The sequence below is a fragment of the Virgibacillus ndiopensis genome (assembly GCF_900187325.1).
GTDB lineage: Bacteria > Bacillota > Bacilli > Bacillales > Amphibacillaceae > Virgibacillus_E > Virgibacillus_E ndiopensis.
In genome coordinates, this window is record NZ_FZMZ01000004.1 from 945607 (window position 1) to 971657 (window position 26051).

A 26051-nucleotide genomic window follows, 5' to 3' on the forward strand; every position below is an offset into this window, starting at 1 on the left:
TAACTTGGTCAAGCCATTATTCGTTTGATTAAATTTTTCCATAATTGTGTGAGTTTTTTTGTTTCTGTTTCGCTTATTTCATTATTATATAACATTCGCTCATAATAATCGGTTAAATGTCCCATTTCATCTGAACTGTACCTGGAATCAATCCGCTTAGCATATTCACGTAACGTTTGGTTAGGGTTTCTTGACAAACCATTATATGACAATAATTGTAACAAGTAATGATAGGCATCTTGATACGTCTTAGCATCATGTTTACTTCTGAACCTCATTGATAATATAATTGCCTTTATATGATATCTTTTACGATACAGCAAAAATGCAAGGATGATAAAGACAGTAAATCCGATAGCAACATAGCCCCAATTTATATCAAGTTTCTCTATCGTATTGTTTTTAACCACAGGTGCCGTATCTTTTTCTTCCTCTTTTTCCATTTTCTTTTCTGGTTTTTCTTGTTCAGGTGCCTCTAATGTGTCATCTTGTTCGTCAACATTATCCAGGTTAATTTCAAAGTCAGTTAAATTGGAAAATCCTTGTGTTGGTTCAAATGGCACCCAACCATACTCAGGGAAATATGCTTCCACCCATGAATGGGCATTGGCATTTGTCACCTCGTATACATCATACGATTCGTCTGTGCCACCGATATTTTCCGCTACCTTCTCACCACTAGTAAATCCTTTAACCCATCTTGCTGGTATATCTAGAGTTCGTAACAGTACAACCATCGAAGTGGAGTAATTATCGCAATAACCCACCTTTGATTCGAATAAAAATTGGTCCACATAATCCTGATTTTCTTTGGGAATTGGGACGTCATTCGTTTGATATTGAAACCCATTTTGTCCAAAATAATTTTCAACTGCACGTACTTTGTCATAACGATTATCGCCTGATGCTGTAATCTCTTTCGCTAGTTCACCAATTCTTGCAGGTAGATTTTCTGGTAGTTGTGTATACTGGTCATTTATCTCACTCGGATCGTCAAGACTTACTTTACGTAATTTATCTATAGCAAAAGATGGCATATCATAGGTGATTCTATATTGAGCAAGAGCTCTATCGACATTATTCACTTGCGTACGAATTTCACCCGAATTTTGATCTAGTAAAAACGATGTTGCTTCCCTAGCTTCTACTTGATTAATTCCATATGGATATATAAGTTTCTCAATCACATTATTGCCTTGAAATTCTATTACGGTATCATGTTCTTCTGTTTTAACATTATCTGAAAAAGTATCAAGCTCTATATAACCATTAACCTGTGTCTCATAGTTGGGATCGGCAGACCTTTTCCAACCTTTCCCAGTATAGACGTCTTTCGTCTCTATACGCCAATAATGTTCTTCCTTAACAGCTGCCTGAAAGACAGGAGTATAATCCTGGACAAACGAACCACCTAACTTGGAATCATCCTCGCCATATCCTACTCTGCGAACGGTAGAACTGATATCTGAACCTCCCGCATTTTCAGCAGCACTTTTTAAAAAAGGCACTGGGTCCGGCCATTGCGGATCATACTTTGGTGCCGCATAGCCTACAAGCGATGAAAATAATACAACAGCTATTAAAGGAAAAATCCATATCGATGATTTCTTTGTCCATACAAAACGAATAGACTCTCTATCGATCTCTTTAAACAAGTTAGCCATACCTAACGACACAAATGAGATAATAAATGTTCTTACAATAGCCCCATCAGCATCGTAAACAGTGAACGTATCCAATACAGTCAAATATATTATTGTAAAAAGAACAAATAGAAATATACGTTTCATGATGACAAACCAATAGTGTAGTAGATAGCTCATAAGCCATATAAGCAACAAAAATAAGAAACTACGAAACAATGGGGTTAGCTCATACCACTCCTGATTAAATAATCCATTTATATTAAAAGAAATTTCCATGAAAATATACTTAAACCATAGCTTACTTAGAAAAGGATACGTTGTCATAAATAAACTATTCATAATAAAAACAAGAGCAAATCCTTTTAATAGAAAAGAAAACCACCACTTCATTTGTAGCATCGATATAAAAAAGCAAAATACCGTGAACAAAATAAAAACGTTCAAGTCACTCGTGTCGGTAACCTCTTGAAGAGGATATAACCACTCTAAAAACAGAAAAAAACCGCATAAATAAAGAATTGAGGTGTATAGTAAAGGAATTTTGTTGTCTCTCACGAAATTCATAGTACATTCACCTCAATCGTATTTTGTACTAATTGTTGCTCTGTCAGCATTGTGACAGCTACTCCTTCAAACTGAAGTTGTTGGATGATAGAATATTCTTGTTGCGAGACTAAAGAATGTGCCTGAATAAATATAACGATAACGCGTTTAGATCGTTGTTTAACCTGTTGTAACGATTCCTTTAATGCGTCATCCAGGAGTGTCGTAATAATCATAACAATATTACCACTCGACAACTTCATCGTTTCCTCTTTTAGTTTTACAGCGAAAGGTCGTTTACCACTTGGTTGAATCCGTGTTAAATGTTGTCTCATCCATTCTTTCTTGGTTGGATCATGATGCAATGGAAAATAGACAGCATCTTCACCAACAGATACCAACCCTACTTGTGATGCTTGTTTTCGAATTGCCTCCAATAATGAAATGGTGACTTCAATTGCAGCTTCAAAGGCTAATGGATTAATCCCCTCATGATAACAACAATCCAAAATCAACATTGTATCCGTGCTTTTTTCTTGTTCAAACTCTTTTGTCATAACGGAGTTTTTTCTAGCGGTTTGTTTCCAATCTATCCACGAAAACTTGTCACCAGGCATATATTCACGAATCCCTGTTGCTACATTAGTGTTTTTCAAATTTAATGTATAAGATGAAATTGACCCCTGTTCAAAGCTACTTATTCGTTCCGTCATATGAATTGGGCATTCATTTGGGTATGCAACAAGCTGGTCCGCTACAAGGAAAACGTGTTCCTTTTTTATAAATCCGAATACATCTCCTGTTTTAATACGAATCGCATGTAGCTGGTGTTCACCACGAGGAACTTGCTCAATTCGATATGGAAGTTCAATCTCCTTACGAAACCCTGGAAAAACAACCTTCTTTATCATTCTATTAACCTGTAATTCTGCTGGTTGATCCAAATAACGGTATTTTTCTTTACGGTCATCAACCTTGTTCAGTGAACTAGGGAAAATTTCCTCACAAATACAGTAATATAATGGATATGGTACTTTCCTTTTAACCCTAACCGCCACAGATACACTATCCCCCGCACGGATGACATGATGGGATAAGCTTCGTGTAACCTCCCATTTCTTAATTGGGTAAATGAGTAGTCCAAAATGATAAAGAAAGATTGGTAGATAGCCAAAAAATAAAAACCAGCTTACAAATCCGCCTTGGAACATCGCAAATGAAAAAAGTAGTAGCAGCAAAATTACGATAAAAATGAGCTTGCCAATAAATCGCATTGTGCCATTCATTAACGAAATTCCTTTCGTATCGGGATATTTGTATTTTTAATAACTGAATGAATAACCTGTTCAGTTGATAATCCATCATATTTTGCTTCAGAAGTTAAAATAATCCGATGCGAAAGAACAAAAGGCGCCAAATACTTCACATCATCCGGTATTACATAATCGCGGGCATGAATATACGCATATGCCTTTGCCGCTTTCATTAAAGCCATTGATCCCCTTGGACTAACCCCAAGATAAATTGCTGGATGTCTTCGTGTTCCTGATGTTAAATTTACAATGTAATGCTGGACATTTTTATCAATGTATACACTTTTTACTTGTTCTTGGATGTTGACTAATTCATCTTTGTCTATCACGGCTGAAATTTGTTCAATTGGATGGTCCTTAGCAGTTCGTTCTAAAATCATTAATTCTTGCTGCAATGAGGGGTAGCCCATCTTTAATTTTAGAATAAACCGATCAAGCTGTGCCTCTGGTAGAGGGTACGTACCTTCATATTCAATCGGATTTTGTGTTGCCATGACAAAGAATGGCTGCTTTAGTGGAATTGTGTTTCCATCAACCGTGACATTCTTTTCTTCCATACCCTCCAGTAATGCTGATTGTGTTTTTGGAGAAGTACGATTAATTTCATCCGCCAGTACAATATTTCCGAGAATGGGTCCTCCACGAAACTCAAATTCTAGTTCTTTTGGATTATAGATGGAGATTCCAGTAACGTCCGATGGCAGTAAATCAGGGGTGAATTGAATTCTTCTAAAATCACAATCTAATGATTTGGCTAATGTCCGGACGAGCATTGTCTTACCCACCCCAGGAACATCCTCCAATAAAACATGACCTTGTGCTAATAACGCCACTAAACTGAGTGTTGCCACATCTTCTTTGCCAATCATTACTTTACTTATATTTGTTAGTACCTTTTCAATACTCTCATTATAAACAATCGTCTCTTGCATCATCCGAAATCTCCTTCCTGATTCAGCTAATATCCACATTATTAACTATACTAAAAATGTCCTAGTAAGTAAAAGCACAATAATATGTAGTTTTAGATAATTAAAACTATTTTAAATCTAGTATTTGTTGAATAGCATGATTTTATACTTAGGATTTGAAAAGGAGAGACCGAAATTCCAACCACTCCTTTTCTAAAAACTATCTAAATCATAAAACGGTTGTGATCTATAACTAATTACGTGTTTTCATCTACACCTTTCTCATCCTTTTTCCAAGGCGGATCACCAAAACCGTGCAACTTCCTATTTAGTTTATAAATAGTAAATGGTATTAAAAACGCTAATACGGTACAAAAAATTACTAATGAATCGGCCAATCCCCCCATATATTTATCCCACATCACCTATCACTCCACTGGTTTTTGGTTTGATTTGTTGAACCTGTTGCACGAACTTTGGCATTTGCTGAAACGTTAAATTTACTCTTAGCAAAATAGTTTTCACCATGATCCCATTCATTCTTTACCGTTTGCCAAAATTCATAATGCCTTTGCTTTAATATATTTCCAATCCCAAGCACGTCCGCCCTTAATTCTTCTTGTGCTTTTTTTATCGTGTGATTAGCTATTTTTTCTATTTCTTTCTCCACTTGTTTTTGAATTTCAGTTAAGTTTTTCTTTTTTAAAAGACTTTGCGTTCCAAACGTTTCCGCAATCGAACCTTCAACATTTATTTTTACGGAGATCGTTATATTATCCTTAGCTTTTGTATCCACCCTTATCTCGCTTTTCACTTCCTCTAGCTCGTAGGCTATAATTTCTTCATCCAATTTAATTTTTAATGTCCCTTTTTTTGAATTACCGGTAATTAGATTAAAACCTTTCGTTTCATCCCCATCAAGCTCTCCAATCATTTTATTATCATACCCATGAAAGACAGCTGCCCCCTCGTAGCGAAGGCCCTTCTCGATAGCAGCAATTTTGGGAATCACATAACTATTTTGATCTAATAGATGTGCATGCACTGCCCCAATCCTAACTGGTTCTAATACAGAAGCTATTTTAAAGCTATTTTCCATAATTGACTCGATATATATTGCAGTGAGTTTTTCATTTTCAGGTTTGACATCAAGTATATCTTTCGCATCCCCATCTGATATTAATACTTTTATTCCTCTTCGCATTTCCGGATCACGAAGAAAAATGTCCATCATTTCGGCAAACAAATTTGGAATTTCTGCGACATCTTTAGAAATGACAATAATCTTTAAGTGTTCGAAAAAAGGGGAACGACTCGTAAGCTGTGCCATTTCCTGATCAATTGCGTACATACTTTCGCCTGTTGCAGATATATTTGAAAATGCTTTAGATTCACCCCCACCTTGTGCCGGTGTCCCTAAACTTGATGGTACAACGAACTGATTCGTCAATTTTATTTGATATTCACCATTTTGTTTTTTATCCATTAGATCAATACCTGCTCCAACTACGAAGCCACGCTCTTCAATATCCACTTGATCCCAACAACCCGTTAATAAAAAAAGAATCACACTAGAGATGAGGAAACAAATTTTACGTCTAATCAACCTGTCTCACTCTCCTTAATTTTGCAATTACCGTTAATAATACAGTGATAGATATGGTGACAAAAGCTGTTATATAACCTATTATCTTCCCAAATGTATCTACTTCAGTCAGGTCTTCAGGGTACATTGCAACCGCGTAAACGAGCGGAGTTAAAAAAAGCATTAGTGTCATTTTCGCCCTGTTTTTGAAAATAGAACTCAACGCTAGAACAGCAACATCAAATGCCATGACAGTTGTATTAAAAATTGCCATAATCCAAATCACAAAGAAAACGGATTCAAACCGTTCAAAAAAACCACCTGGGATATCCACTTCCTTCGCTAATTCAATTGTTGGAAATAAAAGATTAGATGCAACAGAATGACCAAACACTCCGATACATGTTACAAAAAGTAAGATATAAGCAACAACAGGTATACACATCCCCATCACCGCATATTTTGGTGTTTTTTCCGGTTTTTCGACTAGGGACACATAAAACAAGATAATGCCAAAACCCATATAGGATGTAATACCAGTACTAATGCCCTTAGCATACCCAGTAAAGCTAGTTTGAAAAAAGGGCATTAAATTAGACAATTTAAACCAACCTAAATTAAAAACAAATACAGACAACGTAATAAAAAGAATAATCGGTAAAAACATCATATTTAACCGGAATATCCCAGCCCTTGAACCTGATACAGCATAAACAACAACTAACAAAAAAGACAAGGCAATTACTGCAACAGGTGTACGATCAAACAAATATTGCTTTGCTATATCCGAGATTTCCCGCACCTCATAAGCGGTAATCATTAATGATGTGACAGCAAACAGGAAAGTTAATATAACTGCTATCGGTTTAGTCACGATAAGGGTGCTATAGGAAAGAAATGATTTATTTGGGAAACTAGATGCTAACTTAGCGGTCATCCATGTGAGAAAAATAATAACAATACCGCTAACTAGAACTGTGATCCAGCCATCAGAACCTGTAGTTGCTGCTGCAACTCCTCTTGGTAACGAAAGGATTCCTACACCGATTACCATGGAAGGAATAGCAATCATAATTTCTCGTTCACTAATTTTTTCATCCCCATACTCAAACCATTTCACGTCTTTTGTCCCCCTTTATTTGCTGATTCAGGGTCAGTTGTCTTTAAATACGTTGGTCGTTTCGTCAATACTTGAATTGGCGCCCGTAAAACAAGGTCCTTCCAATCACTGAAAAAGCTAGGTGCAAACGGTGCTGAATAAGGTACTCCGATACTTTTTAGGTTTACAATATGAATGTTAACCATGATATACGCAATAATAATCCCGTATAAACCAAAAATGGCCGCAGCGAACATAAAGCCAAACCGGATTAATCGAAACGAAATAGCAACACTATACGCTGGTAACGAAAAAGAAGCTATCGCAGTAAGTGCAACTACGATTACCATGATTGGACTAACAACACCAGCCTGTACTGCCGCATCACCAATAACCAAACCACCAACGATACCAATCGTTTGACCAATTGTTTTCGGCAACCTAGCACCCGCCTCACGCAATAATTCCATTGTCACCCCCATCAGAAAAGCTTCAACAAATGCGGGAAATGGCACCCCATCCCTTGTTGCTGCAATGGAAAAAGCAAGCTTTGATGGAATCATCCCCTGATGAAACGAAACGAGCGCAATATACAATGCAGGTGCAAATATCGCGATAAATGCCGCAAGATATCGTAATGATCTTAGTAATGTACCAATTGTCCAGCGCTCATAATAGTCCTCAGGAGATTGTAAAGCATTACCTATGCTGATAGGCGCAATCAAGACAAATGGGGTTCCATCTAACAAAATAGCTACTTTTCCTTCCAATAATGAAAAAGCAACTCTATCGGGTCTTTCCGTATTCAAAAATTGCGGGAATGGAGATAGAAAACTGTCCTCAATCCATTGTTCGATATAGCCTGATTCCGGAGCGTCATCCATATCAATTGTTTTTAAACGACGGTTAATTTCTTTTAAAAGATCAGGATGGGTAATACCGTCTATATACGTTACTACGAGATTTCTTTTGGAACGTCTACCAATCTGATGTGTTTTAAAACGCAGATTTGGATCTTGAATATGACGTCTAATAAGTACCATATTCGTTCGTAAATTTTCTACAAATCCTTCCCTTGGACCACGAATAACCGGTTCTGTCATCGGTTCTTCTATTGACCGACTTTCCCAGCCTTTCGTATCCATTATGAGCACATCATCAATACCATCTAAATAAAACGCCGTACCTCCATAGAGAATGGCGTTTGACACATCATCCAATGTTTTTGACCTTTGAATGTCACTAACTGATATAATTTCCCGGTATATAATATCAAATAGCTTGCTATCACTACTAGGTAAATCTCTTCTTTCATTTACCCTTTGCAACCGTAGTAAAATTCTATTGTTTATGACATCCTTATCTACCAAACCATCAATAAAGACAAGAGCTCCTTTATGATCGCTATGTCGTATCGTAAACTCTCGTATTATTAAGTCATTTGGCTTATCTAACATTTTCCGAATGTTATCCAGGTTCTTCTCTAAATCTTTACCTATCTCAATAGAAAAATTCTCTTGTTCGTTATTCGTTTTCTCCTGTTTTTTATCCTTTTTGTCCTTATTCCGTTTAAAAAATGAACCCCGTACCATTTAATCCCCCTCATTCGGACAATATGTTGTCTCCCTTTTGTTTCCCTATTTGAAGCGATTTTATACGAAAGTAAAAACCGGATAAAAAGTGTATATAACAAGAAGGATTCGACAAACTAAGGAAACACAGGAATGTAAAAAGGAGGAAAATGATTCAAATGGACCAAAATATAAGTCTAACTGCTTCGGAGATCTCACAAATATGGGGAGCATATCAGAACGCAAGCATAACATCTACTGTGCTTAGATATTTTAATAAAATAGTTGAGGATGAGGAGATAAGACCAGTTATTCAGGATGCGCTTTCGTTAACACAATCTCATTTAGAACAACTTACTCGAATCTTTGAAAAAGAGGGAAAACCTGTCCCAAATGGCTTTAATGATCAAGATGTATCTCTTGATGCACCACGATTATATTCTGACAATTACATGTTACAATATACACTCCAGCAAGGGTCGCTTGGTATGTTTGCATTTACACAATCTTTATCCCTTTCCACACGTGAAGACATTTATTTATTTTTCTCGGAAGGTTATCGTGATTATAACAAACTTCATCAGAAAGCTTTGCTTGTTTCATTAACAAAAGGATTGTATATACGCCCCCCTTATATCCCTACACCGGATAAAGTCGACTACGTTAAGAAGCAAAGTTTTTTGACAGGATGGTTTGGCGAAAAAAGACCATTAACTGCAATCGAAATTGCCTTCTTATTTTCCAATATACAACGAAATAGTTTGGGAATTGCAACGTTAACAGGATTCAGTCAAGTAACAAAATCCAAGGAAATAAGAGATTATATTGTCAGGGGCGTCGAAATAGCCAAAAAACATGTAAATGTATTTACCTCCATATTGAAGGACAGTCAAGTACCTGTTCCAATGTGGTCAGATTCAATGGTAACCAATGCTGCTACGTTTGCACCCTTTTCTGATAAATTAATGATGGCTCATGTTACTGGGATGATCAGCCTAGGAATCAGTTTCTACGGTATGAGTATTACCGCAAATCCAAGACGAGATCTCGTAACCCACTATACACGGCTTAGTGGAGAGATTGCACTGTATTCGGAAGATGGTTCCAACATTATGATTGACAACGGCTGGTTAGAGGAACCACCTCGAATGGTTGACCGGGATGAATTGGCAAAATCTAAAGGGTAAGGGAAGTGTACTTTATGGAAAACAATGAACAACAAACAGAACTTACTGCATCGGAAATTTCCAGTCTTTGGACTTCTTATCAAAATGACACAATGTTAATTTGCGGTTTGCGATATTTTTTAAAGCACGTAAATAACGAGGACGTACAGTCAATACTGGGACAGATGTTATCTATTTCAGAGCAACACAAAAAGAAGTTAACTCAAATTTTTAACAATGAAAACTATCCAGTTCCACAAGGTTTTTTAGAAAAGGATGTTAATTTGGACGCACCACGCCTTTTTTCAGACAGGATTTATGTTGAATTGATGCTGCAAATGGGCGGATTCCATATGGCAATATACGGACTTGCGTTATCACAAGTGGAACGAGATGATATTATCCACTTTTATTCAGATGCATTAAAAGAATCACATGAAATGAATAAGAAAATAAAGGAAATAGCAAAAGAACAAAGACTTTATGTGCGTTATCCACAAATCCCTAAAGCGAAGCAAATTGATTTTGTGACAAATGACAGATTTTTGACAGGGTGGTTTGGAGATCGCAGACCGCTACTTGGTGTTGAAATCACAGCTCTTGTATTGAATGCAAGACGCAATGCACTAGGTCAAGCAATTATTACCGGTTTTTCACAAGTAGCAGGCTCAAAGGAAGTAAGAAAGTATTTTGAAAAAGGTAGAGATATTTCGTCAAAACAATTGGACATATTTACTTCTATATTACGTGACGACTATATTTCTGATGGTGCTCGCATATTAACATCAGAAGTAACGAATTCAACAACCCCCCCTTTCTCAGATAAACTGATGATGTTTCTTATTACAACACTTATTGCTTCCGGTATGGGGCAATATGGTACGTCCATGTCGCTCAGCCCAAGACATGATTTAGGCGTTCACTATACCCGATTAATAGCGGAAATTGCCAAATATTCCAACCAGGGAGCACACATATTAATTAATAATGGATGGATGGAACAGCCACCAATTGCTGCAGATAGAAAAAATTTGGCGAAATAAGGTGGATATATGATGAAAAAAACAGAAAAAATTAAAGATCCATTAGAATTAATGCTATGGAGTATTGCTTTTCCAGGGTTTGGGCAATTATTAAATTCGAAATATGTAAAAGGTATTATTTTAATAATCGCAGAATTTGCTGTAAATGTTTTTGCAAACTTTAACCAGATTATTATTTTCAGCTTTCTTGGTGATATTTCAAAAGCTATTGAACAAACAAATTATCCTTGGCTTATGTTTTATCCATGTTTATACTTTTTTTCAATATGGGACGCCTACAAGGATGCTGGAGGTGGAAAAAAGCCTTACGCATACATGCCATTTGTATTCTCTGCATACTTTGTAACAGTGGGTTTGATATTTTCACCTAAACTTAAACTATTCGGCCAACTGATCGGTCCAATGTGGCTACCAATTTTATTTTTACCAATAGGAATATGTGTCGGAGCGATTGTTAGGAGGATAATGTTGAAGTTTGGTGGTGAAAAGTCCCGTGCAATGGAATAAGATTTCTAATTATCAGCAAACGTAAAGACCACAGTTAGAAAAAATGTGTCTTTACGTTTGATTTTGTATACAACTTATTTTAGATAAATTTATTTATAAACTATAATACATAGATTAATGATAATCTGTTTTTAATATAATATCATTTCTAAACGTTTAAAAACTTGACACATACTGGATAAGGAACGGATATATCGGATTGTACTAATGTTAACTTTCCAGTAGAGTCATCTCTTGAAAATAATACAAGATTGCTGGATTCTTGATTGGATACGATAAGGAATCTTCCAGTAGGGTCTAACGTAAAATCCCGTGGCCAATTGCCTTCTGTAGGTGTATGCTCAATAAATGTCAACACCCCCGATTCTTGTTCGACTCCAAATGCAGCTATGCTATTATGTCCCCGATTTGATACGTACACAAAACAACCATCGGATGATACATGAATAGCACTGCCTTGATTATTTTCCGTAAAGTCTTCTGGAATGGTAGAAATGGATTGAATATCTATAAAACTGCCATTATTACTGTTGTAGGATAGCGTAATCACTTCTGAACTAAGCTCCGTCATTAGATAGGCGTATTTTCCATTAGGATGAAACGCAAGATGTCTCGGACCACTACCCGGGTTGACAGATAAGCTACTCACTTCCTTTAAAATCCCGTTATTTACTTCATATGTAATAAGTTTATCGATACCTAAATCGATAACAGAAACAAATTTCTCATCAGGAGTAAACCTTGAATAATGGGGGTGAGGTTTTTCTTGCCTTTCTTTGTGAGGACCAGAACCAGTATGTTCAATAATGGATGATGCAGGTGCAACCAGTCGATTTTCTTTATTTATTTTGTATAACTCAACGGTACTTTTATGGTAATTAGCTGTAACGATATGACCATTTTCACTATCAACACTAATATGACAAGGGGATGTCCCCTCTACTAGTTGGCTGTTAAGATGTTTTAACTCTCCTGTTTCGCTGTTAATTGAATAAGCTGCTATACCACCTAATTCACCTTCTTTTCTGACAGAATAGAGATAACTGTTGTCTTGACTAATGGCTAAATATGTAGGGTTATCTAAATGGGCTGCATTCTTTACATTCAGAATTTGGGGTACCTCCGTATCTAAAGTGAATGTGTAGATTCCCGTACTGTCCCCTTTTGTGTATGTTCCAATATAACCGATAAACGCATTGCTGGATTTACTCATGTGTAGACTCCTTTCCTTTCCTCAATATTATCATACATAACCTATATATTATTCAATTCCTTGACATTGACCTTATTTTAACGAATGATAATAATTGATTGCGAGGTAGAATAAAATGAATGACTCCGTAAATATATTAATTATTGAAGATGAGGAAGATATTAATCATTTACTTTGTAATATAATCAGAACAAACGGTTATACTCCTAAACCTGCTTACTCTGGAACTGAGGCAATCATTTACATAGAAAGTCAAAAATGGGATATGGTCCTACTTGATTTAATGCTTCCCGGTTTGTCTGGCGAAGAGATTCTAAAGAAAATATCAAAAGAAAGTAGTGTCCCGGTCATTATTATTTCGGCGAAACTGGAGACACAAACAAAAATTGATGCTTTAAGGGCCGGTGCGGATGACTATATTACGAAACCTTTCGATATTGAAGAGGTTTCTGCCAGAATCGATTCCTGCTTAAGAAGATATCGGCATATGCCCGATGTATCCATAACCAATCAGATTCACCACAAAGATCTCGTACTTGATACAGATACAAAAATGGCCATTGTGAATGGAAATGAACTAAATTTAACAGCGCGAGAATATAAGATATTGTTTCTGTTGATGTCCTCCCCAAAGAAGGTATTCACAAAAGCCAATTTGTTCGAAAGTGTTTGGCATGAAGACTTCTATGGAGATGATAATACGATTAATGTTCATATGAGTAATCTAAGAAGTAAACTCTCGAAAGCAAATCCAAATGAGGCGTATATTGAAACGATTTGGGGCATGGGATACCGGCTTAAATCTTAAGGTTTTCTTAAGATTTATCTTAAGACTTTTTTATGTTTTCCTTCTTATAGTAAAAGAGTGTTCAAAATAAAAAAAGAAGTTCTTGGAAGGATAGCCTTGAATTCTTTAGATAACAATAATCGTTTTGGACATGTTGTAAAAGTATTGTTTAAGGAGGAAAAACTATATGAATGATTATATTCTTAAAACCAATCATTTATCTAAGAAGTATCATCATACAACAGCTCTCAATAAAGTTAATTTATCGATTAAAAAGGGATCCATTTATGGTTTTATTGGGCAGAATGGGGCTGGAAAATCAACGTTGATTCGCCTTGTATGTGGACTTGCCAATCCGACAACTGGAACGATTGAGTTATTTGGAGAGAACAATGAACGAGAATTGATCGAATTTAGAAAACGAATCGGGACAATCATTGAAGGCCCTGCTTTATATCCAAATATGACAGCTGCTGAAAATTTAGAAGCACATCGGCTTTTAAAAGGAATACCTGGAAAAGATTGTATTGCAAAAACACTTACTCTTGTAGGGTTACTGGATACCGGGAAAAAGAAAGCCAAGAATTTTTCCCTAGGGATGAAACAGCGCCTTGGACTTGCCATCGCTTTATTGGGGGATCCTGAATTTTTGATTCTTGATGAACCTGTGAATGGACTAGATCCAATGGGAGTAGTCGAAATAAGGGAGTTATTAAAGAAGCTTAATCAAGAATATGGAATTACAATTTTAATTTCAAGCCATATTTTAAGTGAACTTCATTTATTGGCAACCCATTATGGAATTATTCATAATGGTGAGTTATTAGAGCAGTTATCTGCAAAAGAACTCGATGAAAAATGTCAGCAATACTTGCATATTAAAGTGAATAACCCAAACAAAGCAGCCACCGTTATAGAAAGGCATTTTGAAACGCAAGATTTTGAAGTCATGCCTGACGGTTCGATTAGGTTATTTGCATCTGTGGACTTACCTGGGCAGGTTTCAAAAGCTTTGGCAGATGAGGGATTGGTGATCGAGCAATTTATGCCAATGGGAGAAGATCTAGAAACCTACTTTGCTAATCGCATTGGGAGTGGACATTATGGGTAACCTCTTGAAAACAGAATGGTATAAATTAAAAAAAGATCGATCGTTTTGGTTACTAACAGGGCTATTGATTGCTTTAGCTGTTCTGTATCCTATTGATAAAATAGGGACGTCTGACTTACCTAATGAAAATGACTATTATCGGGGTTTTGTTCTTTCAATCAATAGCGATATAGTAAGACTTTTACCAGCCATATTGGCAGGTTTCTTTTTTGCAAGTGAATTTTCATTAGGAACGATGAAAAGTATCGCTTCCTCTGGCCATAGTAGAATACGAATTTATTTTGCTAAATTGACTGTGTTTTCGATTGGATCCATCATCATTTTATTACTATTACCGATTGTTATGATGGGCGTTAGTGCAATATATATAGGTTTTCAAATTTGGCCAGAGTGGACATTTTATTTCCAAACGATAGGATTAATTGCGCTTTACGCAGTAGCTTTCGCCTCAATTATGGCACTGTTTTCGGTCATTTTTGCTGATAGTGGGAAAGCTATAGCATTTCTACTTCTGTTCCTTGCATTTATCGAGAGCATGTTAAATATTTTAAGTGCTAAAGTTCCATTTTTGGAACCAATCATTACGCATTCGATATTTATTTCACATGGATCAATATTAGCCATTGATAAAATCGGTAATTGGAACGGTGATGCTGTGTTGACGTTCATAATTGTTCCAATCTTGACTTTCGTAGTATTAGGGATATTAGGAAGTTTCATTTTTAGAAACAAGGAAATTAAGTAATAAGAAGGCGGGTGAGTAGTGTGCTCTATGTAACGATCATGATAATAGCCATTATTGTTTTCATATATGCTCTTACCCGTCTATATTTTTTAAAAAAAGAAATCAAACGAGCAGCCCAACAACTCAATGAACTAAATAATAATGTGACCGCTAAAAAAATTGATATTCACTATTTCGATAGAGATTTTGAGAAGCTGGCAAACGAAATAAATAAGCAAATTGATTTAACAAAGAAGGCAACTGCAGAAAAGCGGTCGACTGAAAGTGAGTTAAAAAAGGCAATATCATACATTTCACATGATATTCGTACCCCTATGACGTCAATTTTAGGTTATATTCAGTTCTTAGAATCAGATGAAATAACTCCAGAGATGAGAAAAGAATATACCATTATCATTAAAAATAGTGCAAAGAGATTAAAAGCTTTACTTGAGGATTTTTTCGAGCTTTCGATTATCGAACAAACAGACTATTCAATGAAAATTGAAATGATTAAATTAAATCAGTTGGTTTTAGAAGTACTATTAGGTTTTTACGAAGAATTTAATAATAGAATTTTAGAGCCAACTATAACTATTCCAGATCGTGATATCATCATTATGGCGGATCCATCTGCTGTAAAACGAGTCATCGAAAATATAATTGTCAATGCAATTAGATATTCAAGCGGAAATGTAACCATCCAGCTTGAAAAATTAAATACAACCATTCAACTAACTATTAGTAATTCGGTTTACACATTAAGTGAACAAGATTTAAATCATATGTTTGACCGATTTTATAAAGCAGACCAAACAAGAACTGGAAAAGGTACTGGCCTAGGTTTACCAATTGCAAAAAGCTTAATGGAAAAAATGGACGGTCGCCTTACTGCTGAGTTAATAGAAAACCAATTATTTATGAAGTGTGAATGGAAAAAATAGAACCGAATTTCATACTGATACAATACCAAGGATTCCCTAACAACATATCAACCACAATTTATGCTTGGAATATAAGACATAAAAAAGAAGCACCATTTAAGGTGCTTTTAGGATTACATCCAACCTCTTTTTTTACATCCACAGTTACGTCTGTTGCTATTATTTGCAGGACTAGTTCGACGACGACAATTTGGAGAGTTTACATCACTTCCACAATCATAATCCCTTACTACGGTTTCATTTACCTCTGAATTCGAAACTGGATAATAATGTTCATTTCGAATAATAGTTCTATTAACATTTTCAACTTCGGTTGGGTGGATATTCTTGACAGTTCTGCGATTCGTTCTAGTATTTACTACTCTTTCAGTAGGATTAACAATAACTTCGTCTTGGGCAGGCGAGACGGAATTCCGTCTCGAATTACAATGACGTCTCACAAATTGACCCCCTTTCCTCTATTTTTTGTTACATAGTATTGTATGTAACAGAAGAAAGTTTGTCCTAGACAAATAACTTGCCGATAAAAAAATGTACGCATCTACTAAACAATTTCTTATTAGGCACTGTCGTACAATCTTCCTTAATTTTCTCGAAGAATAAGTTGTAACCTTGTGTCCCCCCGTCATGACTAGTTTTGAGGCATGACAGAATGTAATCGGTAGCCTTTTTTTACATATTCGTAAATCGTCTTTTTAGTTTCTTTTCTAAAACTCACTAATTCTAAAGAGCTTCATAAGGCTATAAGTTAAGGATCTGATGAAGAAGATTAAAATATAACCTATCTATAAAGGAAAAAATATAGAATATTGGTCACTTTTCAAGACACTAAAAATAATTAGATTTGAAATAATGAGCATCTTAACATTACTATTATTTTTTTGTTGGATATGTTTTTACTCTCTCAGCTATTCAATTCCACACTAAACATCCTTCTTTATATGATTCTTTAACATTTATTTCGTATTCTCCCTTAAAACGATACTTCATTATACCTAAAGAATCTTTCACCCGTATAAAAACAATTCTTTAATGTATATCTTTATAAATGTGATAATTCATGTGTTCTCTAACTTTAGTTGAATCAACAGATTGTTCATATATTATAGTTTCATTAGTAGAAATAGTATTAACCCAAGTATCATTAGGATACATTACATCCTTAATTAAATCAGCTAATGAATTTAGTTCTAAAGATGTTCTAATCAATGTAAGAATTGTAATAAAGCAATCTTACCGGCACGCCTCCTTAACGTAATATTTGATTATCAGAAGCAAAATAACTCCGCATTAAGATAATTACTTTTTATTATGATAAAATCGCTTTGCTTTTGCACGATTCCCGCAGTCTGCCATCGAACACCAACGTCTGCTACGGTTGCGGCTTGTATCCAAAAACAGCCAACCACACGGATCCCCTTCACACTTTTTCACCCTACTTAGTTCTTTTTCAGAAATAAGAATTTCTATAGCAGATTGAACAATCGGTGGAAGCATTCCGTCTAATGTTTCTTCACAATTCAAAAATTCCAATGAAAATTTATTTTCACCAGGCACTAATCGCATCATCCCGTAAGCATTGACTAAGGCCTCATTCAAAATAGAAAGATCCTTATAGGCTGGTGTTTCATTGTTTAATACTAAACTAAATATTTGGTAAATCGATTCCCGTAGCTCAATAGCTTGTTGGAGAGACTCTTTTGCCTTAGAAGGTTGACTTTCTGCCTTTTTTAGTAGTGAAAGCGCTTGTTGTTTCTTAAGAATATTAGCGTGCAAACTCCAGTTTACCAGCTTCTCATAACTCGTCAGCAACTCCTGTGATTTCTCACTGCTATCGTGCCAACTTACTGTATTGGCAAAATCCAAACACAAACGTCCACCTAGAAATTCATGCTTGTGTACATCTTTATTTATATCAGACATGTGACTTCTCCTTGTCTTACCTTAAGTATTTGACAGTCCAGACAATATAACTTCTAATTTTTTCTTATAACCATTATAAAAGTTATTGACAGTTAGAATCAACCACTTTATAATATAACCATCAAAATGATTATAAACGGTTATATACATCTGGGAGTAATGTACTGATTTCATTCGAAAGTCGTATTGCAAAGGTCCATAAAACAGTCGTTGCAATCGTAAACGTCCCATTATGAGATATGAAATTAATTAATGATTTCAAGGTTTACGGAAAGATACTTACCAAAAGATTGTACTATCTTAACTGTAATCATAAAATCTCCCTTATGAATACGGTTAAAATTAAAATACAAGGAGGAATAAAATGGATCATCTATTAGCAATTGCAGTTAATGAATGTCTAAATGAAGCTTTCGAAGGACCTAGAGGTGTTGGAAGTATGTTCACAGATCCGAACACTGCTATATTTGAGACACTTGAGCAGTTGTCTGCAGAAGAAGCCTCAATGTCGGTTCACGGGGCGACAGTTGCAGCACACGCCGACCATACTCGCTTTTATTTATGGGGAACCAATGAAGTCTTAAGAAAAGGGAAACAGCCAAAAATGGATTGGGAAGAGAGCTGGAGGATTACCTCAGTTAATGAAACCCAGTGGGACCGAATTCAAAATGAATTAAGAAACGAATACTTAACGCTTATGAAAAACATTGATTCCGTTGATTGGAACACCCAAACAATCAATGAGGCTCTTGGCTCACTTGCCCATTCTGCCTACCATCTCGGAGCCATACGCCAGATGGTAAAATCCGTTAAAGATTCTCAATAAGACACTTTAAATTTATACACACCCTAGAAATGAACAATCTTTATTATAAATTTATCAAACAGGGAATTATAACTGAATAATCATTAGTTAAAATAATATTTTCTCTTACTGTACGTACCGATTTTTGCATTATGTATTGGATTAATTGGTACAATTGCAGGTATTATCTCTAATAAAAATCATAAAGAAAATATAAAAGTGATTATTAGTCTTTGGAGTAGTAATTGTATTTTTGACAATGATGCTAAGTGTATAAAAAGAGGTTCCTTTAAGTCCTTTCGACTTTTGGGAACCTCTTTTTTGAAAATCTGCAAAACATGAGCAAAAGCATGAGCATTTACAAGGTCATCAACTCATAAATACTAGTATTACAAGGTTTTAAAACCTAGCTTACATCATGCCGCCCATTCCGCCCATGCCACCCATGTCTGGCATGCCACCGCCTGGAGCGCCACCATCTTCTTCAGGTTTGTCAGCGACTACAGCTTCTGTTGTTAGGAACATAGCTGCAACAGATGCTGCGTTTTGTAATGCAGAACGTGTAACTTTAGTTGGGTCAACGATACCTGCGTCAATCATGTTTACCCAATCGCCAGAAGCTGCATTGTAACCAATACCAACTTCTTCACCTTTTAAGCGTTCCACAATGATTGATCCTTCAAGACCTGCATTGTGTGCGATTTGACGTACTGGTTCTTCAAGTGCACGAAGTACGATGCTAGCACCAGTTGCTTCATCACCAGAAAGCTCTAATCCGCCTACTTTCGTGTAAACATTGACAAGTGCAGTACCACCACCGGCTACGATACCTTCTTCAACAGCTGCACGTGTTGAGTTTAATGCATCTTCGATACGTAGTTTACGTTCTTTAAGTTCAGTTTCAGTTGCAGCACCAACTTTAATTACTGCTACACCGCCTGATAATTTTGCAAGACGTTCTTGTAATTTTTCTTTATCAAATTCAGAAGTAGTTTCTTCTGCTTGCGCACGAATTTGTGCTACACGTTGAGAAATTGCTTCTGGGTTTCCAGAGCCTTCTACAACTGTAGTATTTTCTTTTGTTACAACAACTTTAGATGCGCGACCTAGTTGTTCAATTGTCGTGCTCTTAAGGTCTAAACCTAGATCTTCTGTAATAACGTCAGCACCAGTTAGTACTGCGATATCTTCAAGCATTGCTTTACGACGGTCACCAAATCCTGGAGCTTTTACAGCAACAGCATTAAATGTTCCGCGAAGCTTGTTCAAGACTAATGTTGCTAGTGCTTCACCTTCAATGTCTTCAGCAATTAAAAGAAGTGGTTTACCTTGTTGAACAACCTGTTCAAGAACAGGGAGTACTTCTTGGATATTTCCAATTTTCTTATCTGTAATTAAAATATAAGGGTCATCTAAAACTGCTTCCATTTTATCTTGGTCAGTAACCATGTATGGAGAAGAGTATCCACGATCGAATTGCATACCTTCAACAACTTCTAGTTCCGTGTTGAAACCTTTTGATTCTTCGATTGTGATAACACCATCATTGCCAACACGTTCCATTGCTTCTGAAATTAGGTTACCAACTTCTTTATCGCCTGATGAAACTGCAGCAACTTGTGCGATAGACTCTTTACTTTCGATTGGTTGTGAAATTGTTTTTAGTTCTGTAACAGCTGCTTCAACAGCTTTTTCAATACCACGACGAACACCTACAGGGTTAGCTCCAGATGTAACGTTTTTCAAGCCTTCACGGATCATTGCTTGTGCTAGAACTGTTGCAGTTGTTGTACCATCACCAGCAACATCATTCGTTTTAGATGCTACCTCAGATACAAGCTGTGCACCCATGTTTTCAAAGTGATCCTCTAATTCAATCTCTTTTGCAATTGTTACACCGTCATTTGTAATTAACGGAGAACCGTATTTTTTATCTAAAACAACATTACGGCCTTTTGGTCCTAATGTTACCTTAACCGCATCTGCTAATGTATCCACACCGCGAAGCATTGCACGGCGAGCGTCTTCACTAAATTTAATTTCTTTAGCCATTTTTAAATGCCCTCCTTAAAAATCTATTGATTATGATATTTATCGTTTTTAGCCAATTACTGCTAAAATGTCATTTTCACGAAGAATTAAGTATTCTGTGCCTTCATATTTCACTTCAGTACCAGCGAATTTAGAGAAAATAACGCGGTTTCCTTCTGTTACTTCAAGGGCAACTTTTTCTCCATTGTCTGTTACGCGACCAGAACCAACTGCAATAACTTTACCTTCTTGCGGTTTTTCTTTTGCAGAGTCTGGAAGTACAATACCGCTTGCTGTTTTCTCCTCTTGTTCAACAAGCTCGATTACAACACGATCTCCTAGTGGTTTAATCATGTAGACAACCTCCTTAATTCATTTCTATAATGTATTTTTTAATTTATTAGCACTCGTTCATAGCGAGTGCTAATTCCACTTTATATAATAAATAATACCGGTAAAAAATGCAAGTAATCTAATTTATTTTTTTCTGATTTTTTATCATGTACACACCCCCCACAAACCATACTATTATTACCGAACATAAAAATATGCTAAAATGTGTACTAGAGTTTTTTATTTTTGACAAATAGAGAAGCTATTCCATACATAGACTATAGTAATAATAGATTTTAAAAGGAGTCGTTAGATTTTGACGAAACGATATTGGTATGTCATTTTAACCTATATTATCATGCAATTTTCCGGGATTATTTTTGCTCCACTACTATATGCTTTGTTACCTGTTACAGAAGACCAAGCGGTTGTTTATTGGTCTATTTTTAGCTTTATAGCTGGACTAGCAGTTGTATTACTATTAATGAGACCTGACATGAGAACAGGAAATGACCGGGCTGCTTCTGACGTGGGTAGTGCAGTATTATGGTCAATTGGTGGGGTATTTATGGCATACTTTTCCCAAGCCATTGCTTCATTTATTGAATCAGAGTTATTTGATATTTCGATTGGGTCAGAAAATACGCAGATGATTATGGATATATCACGTACATTCCCTTTATTTGTAATTATCCCTGCGTTAGTAGCACCAATTTTAGAGGAGATTATTTTCCGAAAGATAATCTTCGGTGGACTATATAAGAAAATGAACTTTTTTATAGCAGCGTTATTATCTTCTTTTATTTTCGCTATCATCCATGGTGAACCTGAACATATTCTCATATATGGTTCAATGGGGTTTGTGTTTGCATTTTTATATGTAAAAACAAAACGGATTATCGTCCCTATTATCGTTCACATGTCGATGAACAGTATTTCCGTCATTGTTCAGCTTTCACTTAGTCCTGAGGATATAGAACGAATGCAGAAACAATTAGAACAGTTACAAATGATTTTTATTGGGGGCTAATAATTTTATGAGAACATCGCCAAAAACAATGGCCATCGTATACTTTGCAATGGGTATTTTATTTATATTCATAGCAGTACGAACAACGGAGGATACCGTATGGAATTTCTCAACTATCGTTCTTGCGGTAATCGCAACGCTTGATTTTGGAGTTGCCATACGTTTAATGTCGGTCCATTACCGTTTAAAAAATAAAAATAAGAAGGAGTAGTGAAATTTTGCTACTCCTTTTTTATATAGTCATATATAAATAAATACTCCCGAATCCTACCGTTCCAATTGCTGTACTGTATACGATAGAGGAATTCTTGACTGCCACCACAAATATCTCTTTGACTGCAATCATGAAAATAATCGCTATAGCAAGATTTACGATGAAGGCAAGTAACGATGGTACAAATACTCCAACATATTGCCCAACCATCCCCCCTACAGCAATTGGTAATGTAATTAGAACTGTTAACAATACCCATGTAAAAAAACCAAAACCCGCCAAAAAAAGCGGTGTGAATATAATTATCCCTTCTGGTATGTTATGCAGTACAAGTGTCGCCAGTAATGCGTTCCCGACATCTGTACCTATTGTTGAACCAAGCGCCATACCTACTGGAAAGTTATGCAAAGCAATACTTACTGCTAACAATAAGCCGGCTCGAATAAAAATATCTTTTTGTTGACTGCCGGTTATAATTGTAATCCTATCCAATCCATAATGAATTAAGTAAAAAATTAATACACCTGCCATCATGCCAATCACCAGAATTCCCCATCCACCTAACGCAACACTTTCAGGAATCATTTCAAAAACTAATAATCCCATTATTAGTCCTGAAGACAATGAATAAATGAATGCGAAATTTTCTCTTATACCTTTCATTATCCAAGCTAGTCCACCGCCAACCCCGACTCCTATTCCTGAAGCAAAAACCCCAATTAACCATCCGACATCCATTCAATTCGCTCCCCATAAAATGCTTGTACTTATTTATATGTCAACGCCGATTAGATATACTGTTACAAGGTATCTGTAAAAGAAGATTTGAATTTGACAGTATACTTCATTATTTTTATAATATGAACATATACTAATATATACATATTTAAATTGGATTCACTGCTTGTTATATATTTCTAAGAATTTAGTAAGAAAGTGGGGGAAATATAATGGAAAACGATAACAATAATGACTTAGATGAGGAAACGTTATTTGTTGTATCACAAACATTCAAAGCACTTGGAGATCCAACAAGAATTCGCATTCTACATCTTCTTTTTCAAAAAGAGTACTCGGTAAATGGGATTGCTGAAGCGTTACATTTAAGGCAATCAACCGTTTCCCATCAATTACGCTTTTTAAAGAATTTGCGTTTAGTAAAATATCGACGAGAAGGAACAACATTAAACTATTCTCATGACGATGAGCATGTCATGAATATGTTAAAACAAACAATTGATCATGCTTGTCACTAGTTAGCTCTACTTTTTATTTAAATCGGAAGTAATTCACCAATATTGTTATATGAACATATACAAATATAACGAGCAGTAGTTAATAAGGAGGAAATACACATGGGGCATGATCACGGCCATGACCATACACATGGAGCAAATAAGAAAGCCTTAATGATTAGTTTTTTTATTACCACTGGCTACATGATTATTGAGGCAATCGGAGGATTTATAACGAACAGTCTGGCCCTAATTTCAGATGCAGGACATATGCTCAGTGATTCTATTTCACTTGGGGTTGGTGTATTGGCCTTTATAATGGGGGAAAAAGTTGCGAATTATAGTAAAACCTATGGCTATAAACGATTTGAAATTCTAGCTGCCCTCTTTAATGGCGTCACGCTTTCGTTAATTGCACTTTATATCTTTTATGAAGCCTATCATCGGTTTATGAGCCCTCCCGAAGTTGCATCAACAGGAATGCTGGTGATTGCAATCATCGGACTGATTTTAAACCTTGCTGTTGCATGGATTTTAATGCGAGGTGATACAGAGGAAAACTTAAACTTACGAGCGGCTTTCCTCCACGTTCTAGGAGATCTATTAGGGTCTGTCGGCGCGATTGTTGCCGCGCTATTAATTATGTTTTTTAACTGGGGTTGGGCTGATCCACTCGCAAGTATTATTGTAGCCGTTCTTGTATTAATAAGTGGTATTCGTGTTACAAAAGACGCAGTCCATGTGCTAATGGAAGGAACGCCAAGAAACGTTGATTTAAATGATGTAATTAACACGATGGAAAATGTTCCAGGTATACTGGGAATACATGATTTACATGTTTGGAGTATTACAAGCGGGCAAAATGCTCTTTCCTGTCATGCTGTTGTAGATGGAACTATATCTGTTGGAGAAAGTCAAAAATTGTTACGGTCCATTGAACATGAATTGGAACACAAAGGTATTGGTCATGTAACAATTCAAATGGAAAATAACAAACACCCACATGGTAATTCTGTTATGTGTCAAAATGAACACGAAGAACACAACCATTAAAGTCAGAATCGGGGCTTGAGACATAACTAAATTTTTTAAGTATATAGACGAACAAAGTGCTGTTTTAGTGGAGGAAATATACGTAGACTCCTGCGGGAGGAAAGGCATAGGTGAGACCCCGCTGTGCGCCAGCACGAGGAGGCTCAACAGCCGCCCGCGGAAAGCGAAGTATATTTCCGGAGCGGATTATACACCAACCATTATATCATTCAGATTTTTCTTTGGTTAAAACACTTTTGTCTCAACCTCGTTCTTTATTTCCAATACGATTTGTCACACATCGTTCACACCAAATTTATTGTATGATTTACTTTATCCATATAAACTAATAGTAGAATGTACTAAAATAGTAAGGTAGGTATGTATAATGAAACGAACGTTATTTACAACAGTTTGTCTTATCCTAATTATAATTCTTCAAGCATGTGGGAGTGAAAAAACGATACCAGAGAAACTTGACTGGAAGGTACAAGATTTTGAAGCAACAAATCAAAATGGAGAAACTGTCTCATTTTCTGATCTAAAAGGAAAAGTGTGGATTGCTGATTTTATATTTACAAATTGTACTAGTGTTTGTCCACCAATGACAGCAAATATGGCAAAATTACAAGATAAACTAAAAGAGGCTGATGTTCCAGTCGAAATAGTTTCATTTACGGTCGATCCTAAACGCGACACACCAGATGTTCGTAAAAAGTATATTACAGAACGTGGAGGAGATTTATCGAACTGGTCATTCCTAGGTGATTATTCCTTCAATTACGTGAAAGATATCTCAGAATCCTCTTTTAAATCATCGGCAACAAAACCAGCAGAGGGAACTGATCAATTTACCCATGGGACAAGGTTTTTTCTTGTCAATAAAGAAGGAACGATTGTAAAACATTATAGTGGCGTTCAAAATGTTCCATACGATACAATCGTTGAGCACGCAGAAATTCTAGCAGAAAAATGATTACTTTTACCCCTGTTCAATATGGTCAGGGTTTTTTTGTATTAATTTGAGGAAACAAGAAAACCTAAGATAAGAACAGTTCTTAGGAGGTAGAAAAATGGGTAAGGATCGGCAGGAAAAGAAGCTTAGGAAATCAGGCAAAGTTGCTTCAGACCGTGATGAATCACTTCATTATGGAGGATCTACACACTTAGAAGGTCCCGAAGAAGCTCGTAAACGTAATCAGAAAGGTTAACTTATAATCAAGTAAAGAGGTTTTCTGCTAATAGCGAAAACCTCTCCTTCTTACTTTCGTTTCAAGCTATGTAT

28 protein-coding genes are annotated in these 26051 nt (G+C 36.0%); 14 read left to right on the forward strand and 14 right to left on the reverse strand.

Translation table 11 applies throughout. The features are described from left to right. Positions 1–8 precede the first annotated feature (8 nt). The 7 genes from CS937_RS07070 to CS937_RS07095 all read right to left on the reverse strand — a co-directional run bounded on the left by CS937_RS07070 (position 9) and on the right by CS937_RS07095 (position 8689). Complete coding sequence (locus CS937_RS07070) at positions 9–2036, reverse strand: DUF4129 domain-containing transglutaminase family protein (protein ID WP_245835710.1); 2028 nt, start codon at positions 2034–2036, stop codon at positions 9–11. Positions 2037–2206: 170 nt separating this feature from the next. Further along, complete coding sequence (locus CS937_RS07075) at positions 2207–3475, reverse strand: DUF58 domain-containing protein (protein ID WP_099157724.1); 1269 nt, start codon at positions 3473–3475, stop codon at positions 2207–2209. Beyond that, positions 3475–4437, reverse strand: a complete 963-nt coding sequence (locus tag CS937_RS07080) for an AAA family ATPase (protein WP_099157725.1) — start codon at positions 4435–4437, stop codon at positions 3475–3477. The genes CS937_RS07075 and CS937_RS07080 overlap by 1 nt, the downstream gene beginning before the upstream one ends. 233 nt (positions 4438–4670) lie before the next feature. Then, positions 4671–4835 carry a hypothetical protein gene (locus CS937_RS19415; protein WP_176555774.1) on the reverse strand — a complete coding sequence of 55 codons (165 nt, stop codon included), beginning with the start codon at positions 4833–4835 and terminating at the stop codon, positions 4671–4673. Beyond that, complete coding sequence (locus tag CS937_RS07085; protein ID WP_099157726.1) at positions 4835–6019, reverse strand: Ger(x)C family spore germination protein; 1185 nt, start codon at positions 6017–6019, stop codon at positions 4835–4837. The genes CS937_RS19415 and CS937_RS07085 overlap by 1 nt, the downstream gene beginning before the upstream one ends. Further along, a complete protein-coding gene (locus tag CS937_RS07090) occupies positions 6012–7118 on the reverse strand; it encodes a GerAB/ArcD/ProY family transporter (RefSeq protein WP_099157727.1) in 1107 nt (368 codons plus the stop codon). Before CS937_RS07090 ends, CS937_RS07085 begins: the two co-directional genes overlap by 8 nt. Beyond that, positions 7115–8689 carry a spore germination protein gene (locus CS937_RS07095; protein ID WP_099157728.1) on the reverse strand — a complete coding sequence of 525 codons (1575 nt, stop codon included), beginning with the start codon at positions 8687–8689 and terminating at the stop codon, positions 7115–7117. Before CS937_RS07095 ends, CS937_RS07090 begins: the two co-directional genes overlap by 4 nt. 158 nt (positions 8690–8847) lie before the next feature. Between CS937_RS07095 and CS937_RS07100 the strand changes: the two genes are divergently transcribed. From CS937_RS07100 to CS937_RS07110, 3 genes are read left to right on the forward strand one after another with little or no spacing between them, the layout of a single operon-like run. Beyond that, a complete protein-coding gene (locus CS937_RS07100) occupies positions 8848–9855 on the forward strand; it encodes a DUF3231 family protein (protein WP_176555775.1) in 1008 nt (335 codons plus the stop codon). A 14-nt stretch (positions 9856–9869) separates the two neighbouring features. Continuing rightward, on the forward strand, positions 9870–10877 hold the full coding sequence (locus tag CS937_RS07105; protein ID WP_099157730.1) for a DUF3231 family protein: 1008 nt from the start codon (positions 9870–9872) through the stop codon (positions 10875–10877). Between the two features lie 9 nt (positions 10878–10886). Further along, a complete protein-coding gene (locus CS937_RS07110; RefSeq protein WP_176555776.1) occupies positions 10887–11384 on the forward strand; it encodes a hypothetical protein in 498 nt (165 codons plus the stop codon). Between the two features lie 148 nt (positions 11385–11532). Here CS937_RS07110 and CS937_RS07115 read toward each other — a convergent pair whose 3' ends face one another. After that, entirely contained in the window at positions 11533–12597 is a 1065-nt protein-coding gene (locus CS937_RS07115) for a lactonase family protein (protein ID WP_099157731.1), read from the reverse strand. A 115-nt stretch (positions 12598–12712) separates the two neighbouring features. On the opposite strand from CS937_RS07115, the gene CS937_RS07120 reads away from it, so the two are divergent. The 4 genes from CS937_RS07120 to CS937_RS07135 all read left to right on the forward strand — a co-directional run bounded on the left by CS937_RS07120 (position 12713) and on the right by CS937_RS07135 (position 16163). After that, positions 12713–13405, forward strand: coding sequence for a response regulator transcription factor (locus CS937_RS07120; protein WP_099157732.1), 693 nt, complete (start codon positions 12713–12715; stop codon positions 13403–13405). Between the two features lie 166 nt (positions 13406–13571). Then, complete coding sequence (locus CS937_RS07125; RefSeq protein WP_099157733.1) at positions 13572–14495, forward strand: ABC transporter ATP-binding protein; 924 nt, start codon at positions 13572–13574, stop codon at positions 14493–14495. Beyond that, positions 14488–15240 carry an ABC transporter permease gene (locus CS937_RS07130; RefSeq protein WP_099157734.1) on the forward strand — a complete coding sequence of 251 codons (753 nt, stop codon included), beginning with the start codon at positions 14488–14490 and terminating at the stop codon, positions 15238–15240. Before CS937_RS07125 ends, CS937_RS07130 begins: the two co-directional genes overlap by 8 nt. A 38-nt stretch (positions 15241–15278) precedes the next feature. After that, complete coding sequence (locus tag CS937_RS07135; protein WP_425445456.1) at positions 15279–16163, forward strand: sensor histidine kinase; 885 nt, start codon at positions 15279–15281, stop codon at positions 16161–16163. A gap of 113 nt (positions 16164–16276) precedes the next feature. On the opposite strand, the gene CS937_RS07140 is transcribed toward CS937_RS07135, so the two are convergent. The 3 genes from CS937_RS07140 to CS937_RS07145 all read right to left on the reverse strand — a co-directional run bounded on the left by CS937_RS07140 (position 16277) and on the right by CS937_RS07145 (position 18086). Continuing rightward, positions 16277–16603, reverse strand: coding sequence for a CotD family spore coat protein (locus CS937_RS07140; protein ID WP_099157736.1), 327 nt, complete (start codon positions 16601–16603; stop codon positions 16277–16279). A gap of 472 nt (positions 16604–17075) precedes the next feature. Beyond that, positions 17076–17189: a hypothetical protein gene (locus tag CS937_RS19950; RefSeq protein WP_425445457.1), complete on the reverse strand. Its 114-nt coding sequence runs from the start codon at positions 17187–17189 to the stop codon at positions 17076–17078. 273 nt (positions 17190–17462) lie between these two features. After that, positions 17463–18086 carry a CGNR zinc finger domain-containing protein gene (locus CS937_RS07145; RefSeq protein ID WP_099157737.1) on the reverse strand — a complete coding sequence of 208 codons (624 nt, stop codon included), beginning with the start codon at positions 18084–18086 and terminating at the stop codon, positions 17463–17465. A gap of 364 nt (positions 18087–18450) precedes the next feature. Between CS937_RS07145 and CS937_RS07150 the strand changes: the two genes are divergently transcribed. Then, entirely contained in the window at positions 18451–18912 is a 462-nt protein-coding gene (locus CS937_RS07150; RefSeq protein WP_099157738.1) for a hypothetical protein, read from the forward strand. 390 nt (positions 18913–19302) lie between these two features. Here CS937_RS07150 and groL read toward each other — a convergent pair whose 3' ends face one another. Together groL and groES are read right to left on the reverse strand one after the other, a co-directional pair. Then, complete coding sequence (gene groL, locus CS937_RS07155) at positions 19303–20943, reverse strand: chaperonin GroEL (protein WP_099157739.1); 1641 nt, start codon at positions 20941–20943, stop codon at positions 19303–19305. Positions 20944–20991: 48 nt separating this feature from the next. Beyond that, on the reverse strand, positions 20992–21276 hold the full coding sequence (groES, locus tag CS937_RS07160; RefSeq protein WP_099157740.1) for a co-chaperone GroES: 285 nt from the start codon (positions 21274–21276) through the stop codon (positions 20992–20994). Between the two features lie 295 nt (positions 21277–21571). Here groES and CS937_RS07165 point away from each other — a divergent pair, with 295 nt between their 5' ends. After that, positions 21572–22285 carry a CPBP family intramembrane glutamic endopeptidase gene (locus CS937_RS07165; protein ID WP_099157741.1) on the forward strand — a complete coding sequence of 238 codons (714 nt, stop codon included), beginning with the start codon at positions 21572–21574 and terminating at the stop codon, positions 22283–22285. A gap of 7 nt (positions 22286–22292) precedes the next feature. Next, on the forward strand, positions 22293–22496 hold the full coding sequence (locus tag CS937_RS07170; RefSeq protein WP_099157742.1) for a YdiK family protein: 204 nt from the start codon (positions 22293–22295) through the stop codon (positions 22494–22496). A gap of 21 nt (positions 22497–22517) precedes the next feature. On the opposite strand, the gene CS937_RS07175 is transcribed toward CS937_RS07170, so the two are convergent. Beyond that, positions 22518–23237, reverse strand: coding sequence for a ZIP family metal transporter (locus CS937_RS07175; RefSeq protein ID WP_099157743.1), 720 nt, complete (start codon positions 23235–23237; stop codon positions 22518–22520). A 212-nt stretch (positions 23238–23449) separates the two neighbouring features. Between CS937_RS07175 and CS937_RS07180 the strand changes: the two genes are divergently transcribed. From CS937_RS07180 to CS937_RS07195, 4 genes are all read left to right on the forward strand, one after another. After that, positions 23450–23755 (forward strand): ArsR/SmtB family transcription factor, encoded by a 306-nt coding sequence (locus tag CS937_RS07180; RefSeq protein WP_099157744.1) that lies wholly within the window; start codon positions 23450–23452, stop codon positions 23753–23755. Between the two features lie 99 nt (positions 23756–23854). Further along, positions 23855–24787, forward strand: coding sequence for a cation diffusion facilitator family transporter (locus tag CS937_RS07185; protein WP_099157745.1), 933 nt, complete (start codon positions 23855–23857; stop codon positions 24785–24787). 367 nt (positions 24788–25154) lie between these two features. Further along, on the forward strand, positions 25155–25742 hold the full coding sequence (locus CS937_RS07190) for an SCO family protein (protein WP_099157746.1): 588 nt from the start codon (positions 25155–25157) through the stop codon (positions 25740–25742). 97 nt (positions 25743–25839) lie between these two features. After that, complete coding sequence (locus CS937_RS07195; RefSeq protein ID WP_099157747.1) at positions 25840–25977, forward strand: YpzI family protein; 138 nt, start codon at positions 25840–25842, stop codon at positions 25975–25977. The last annotated feature ends 74 nt before the right edge of the window (positions 25978–26051 follow it).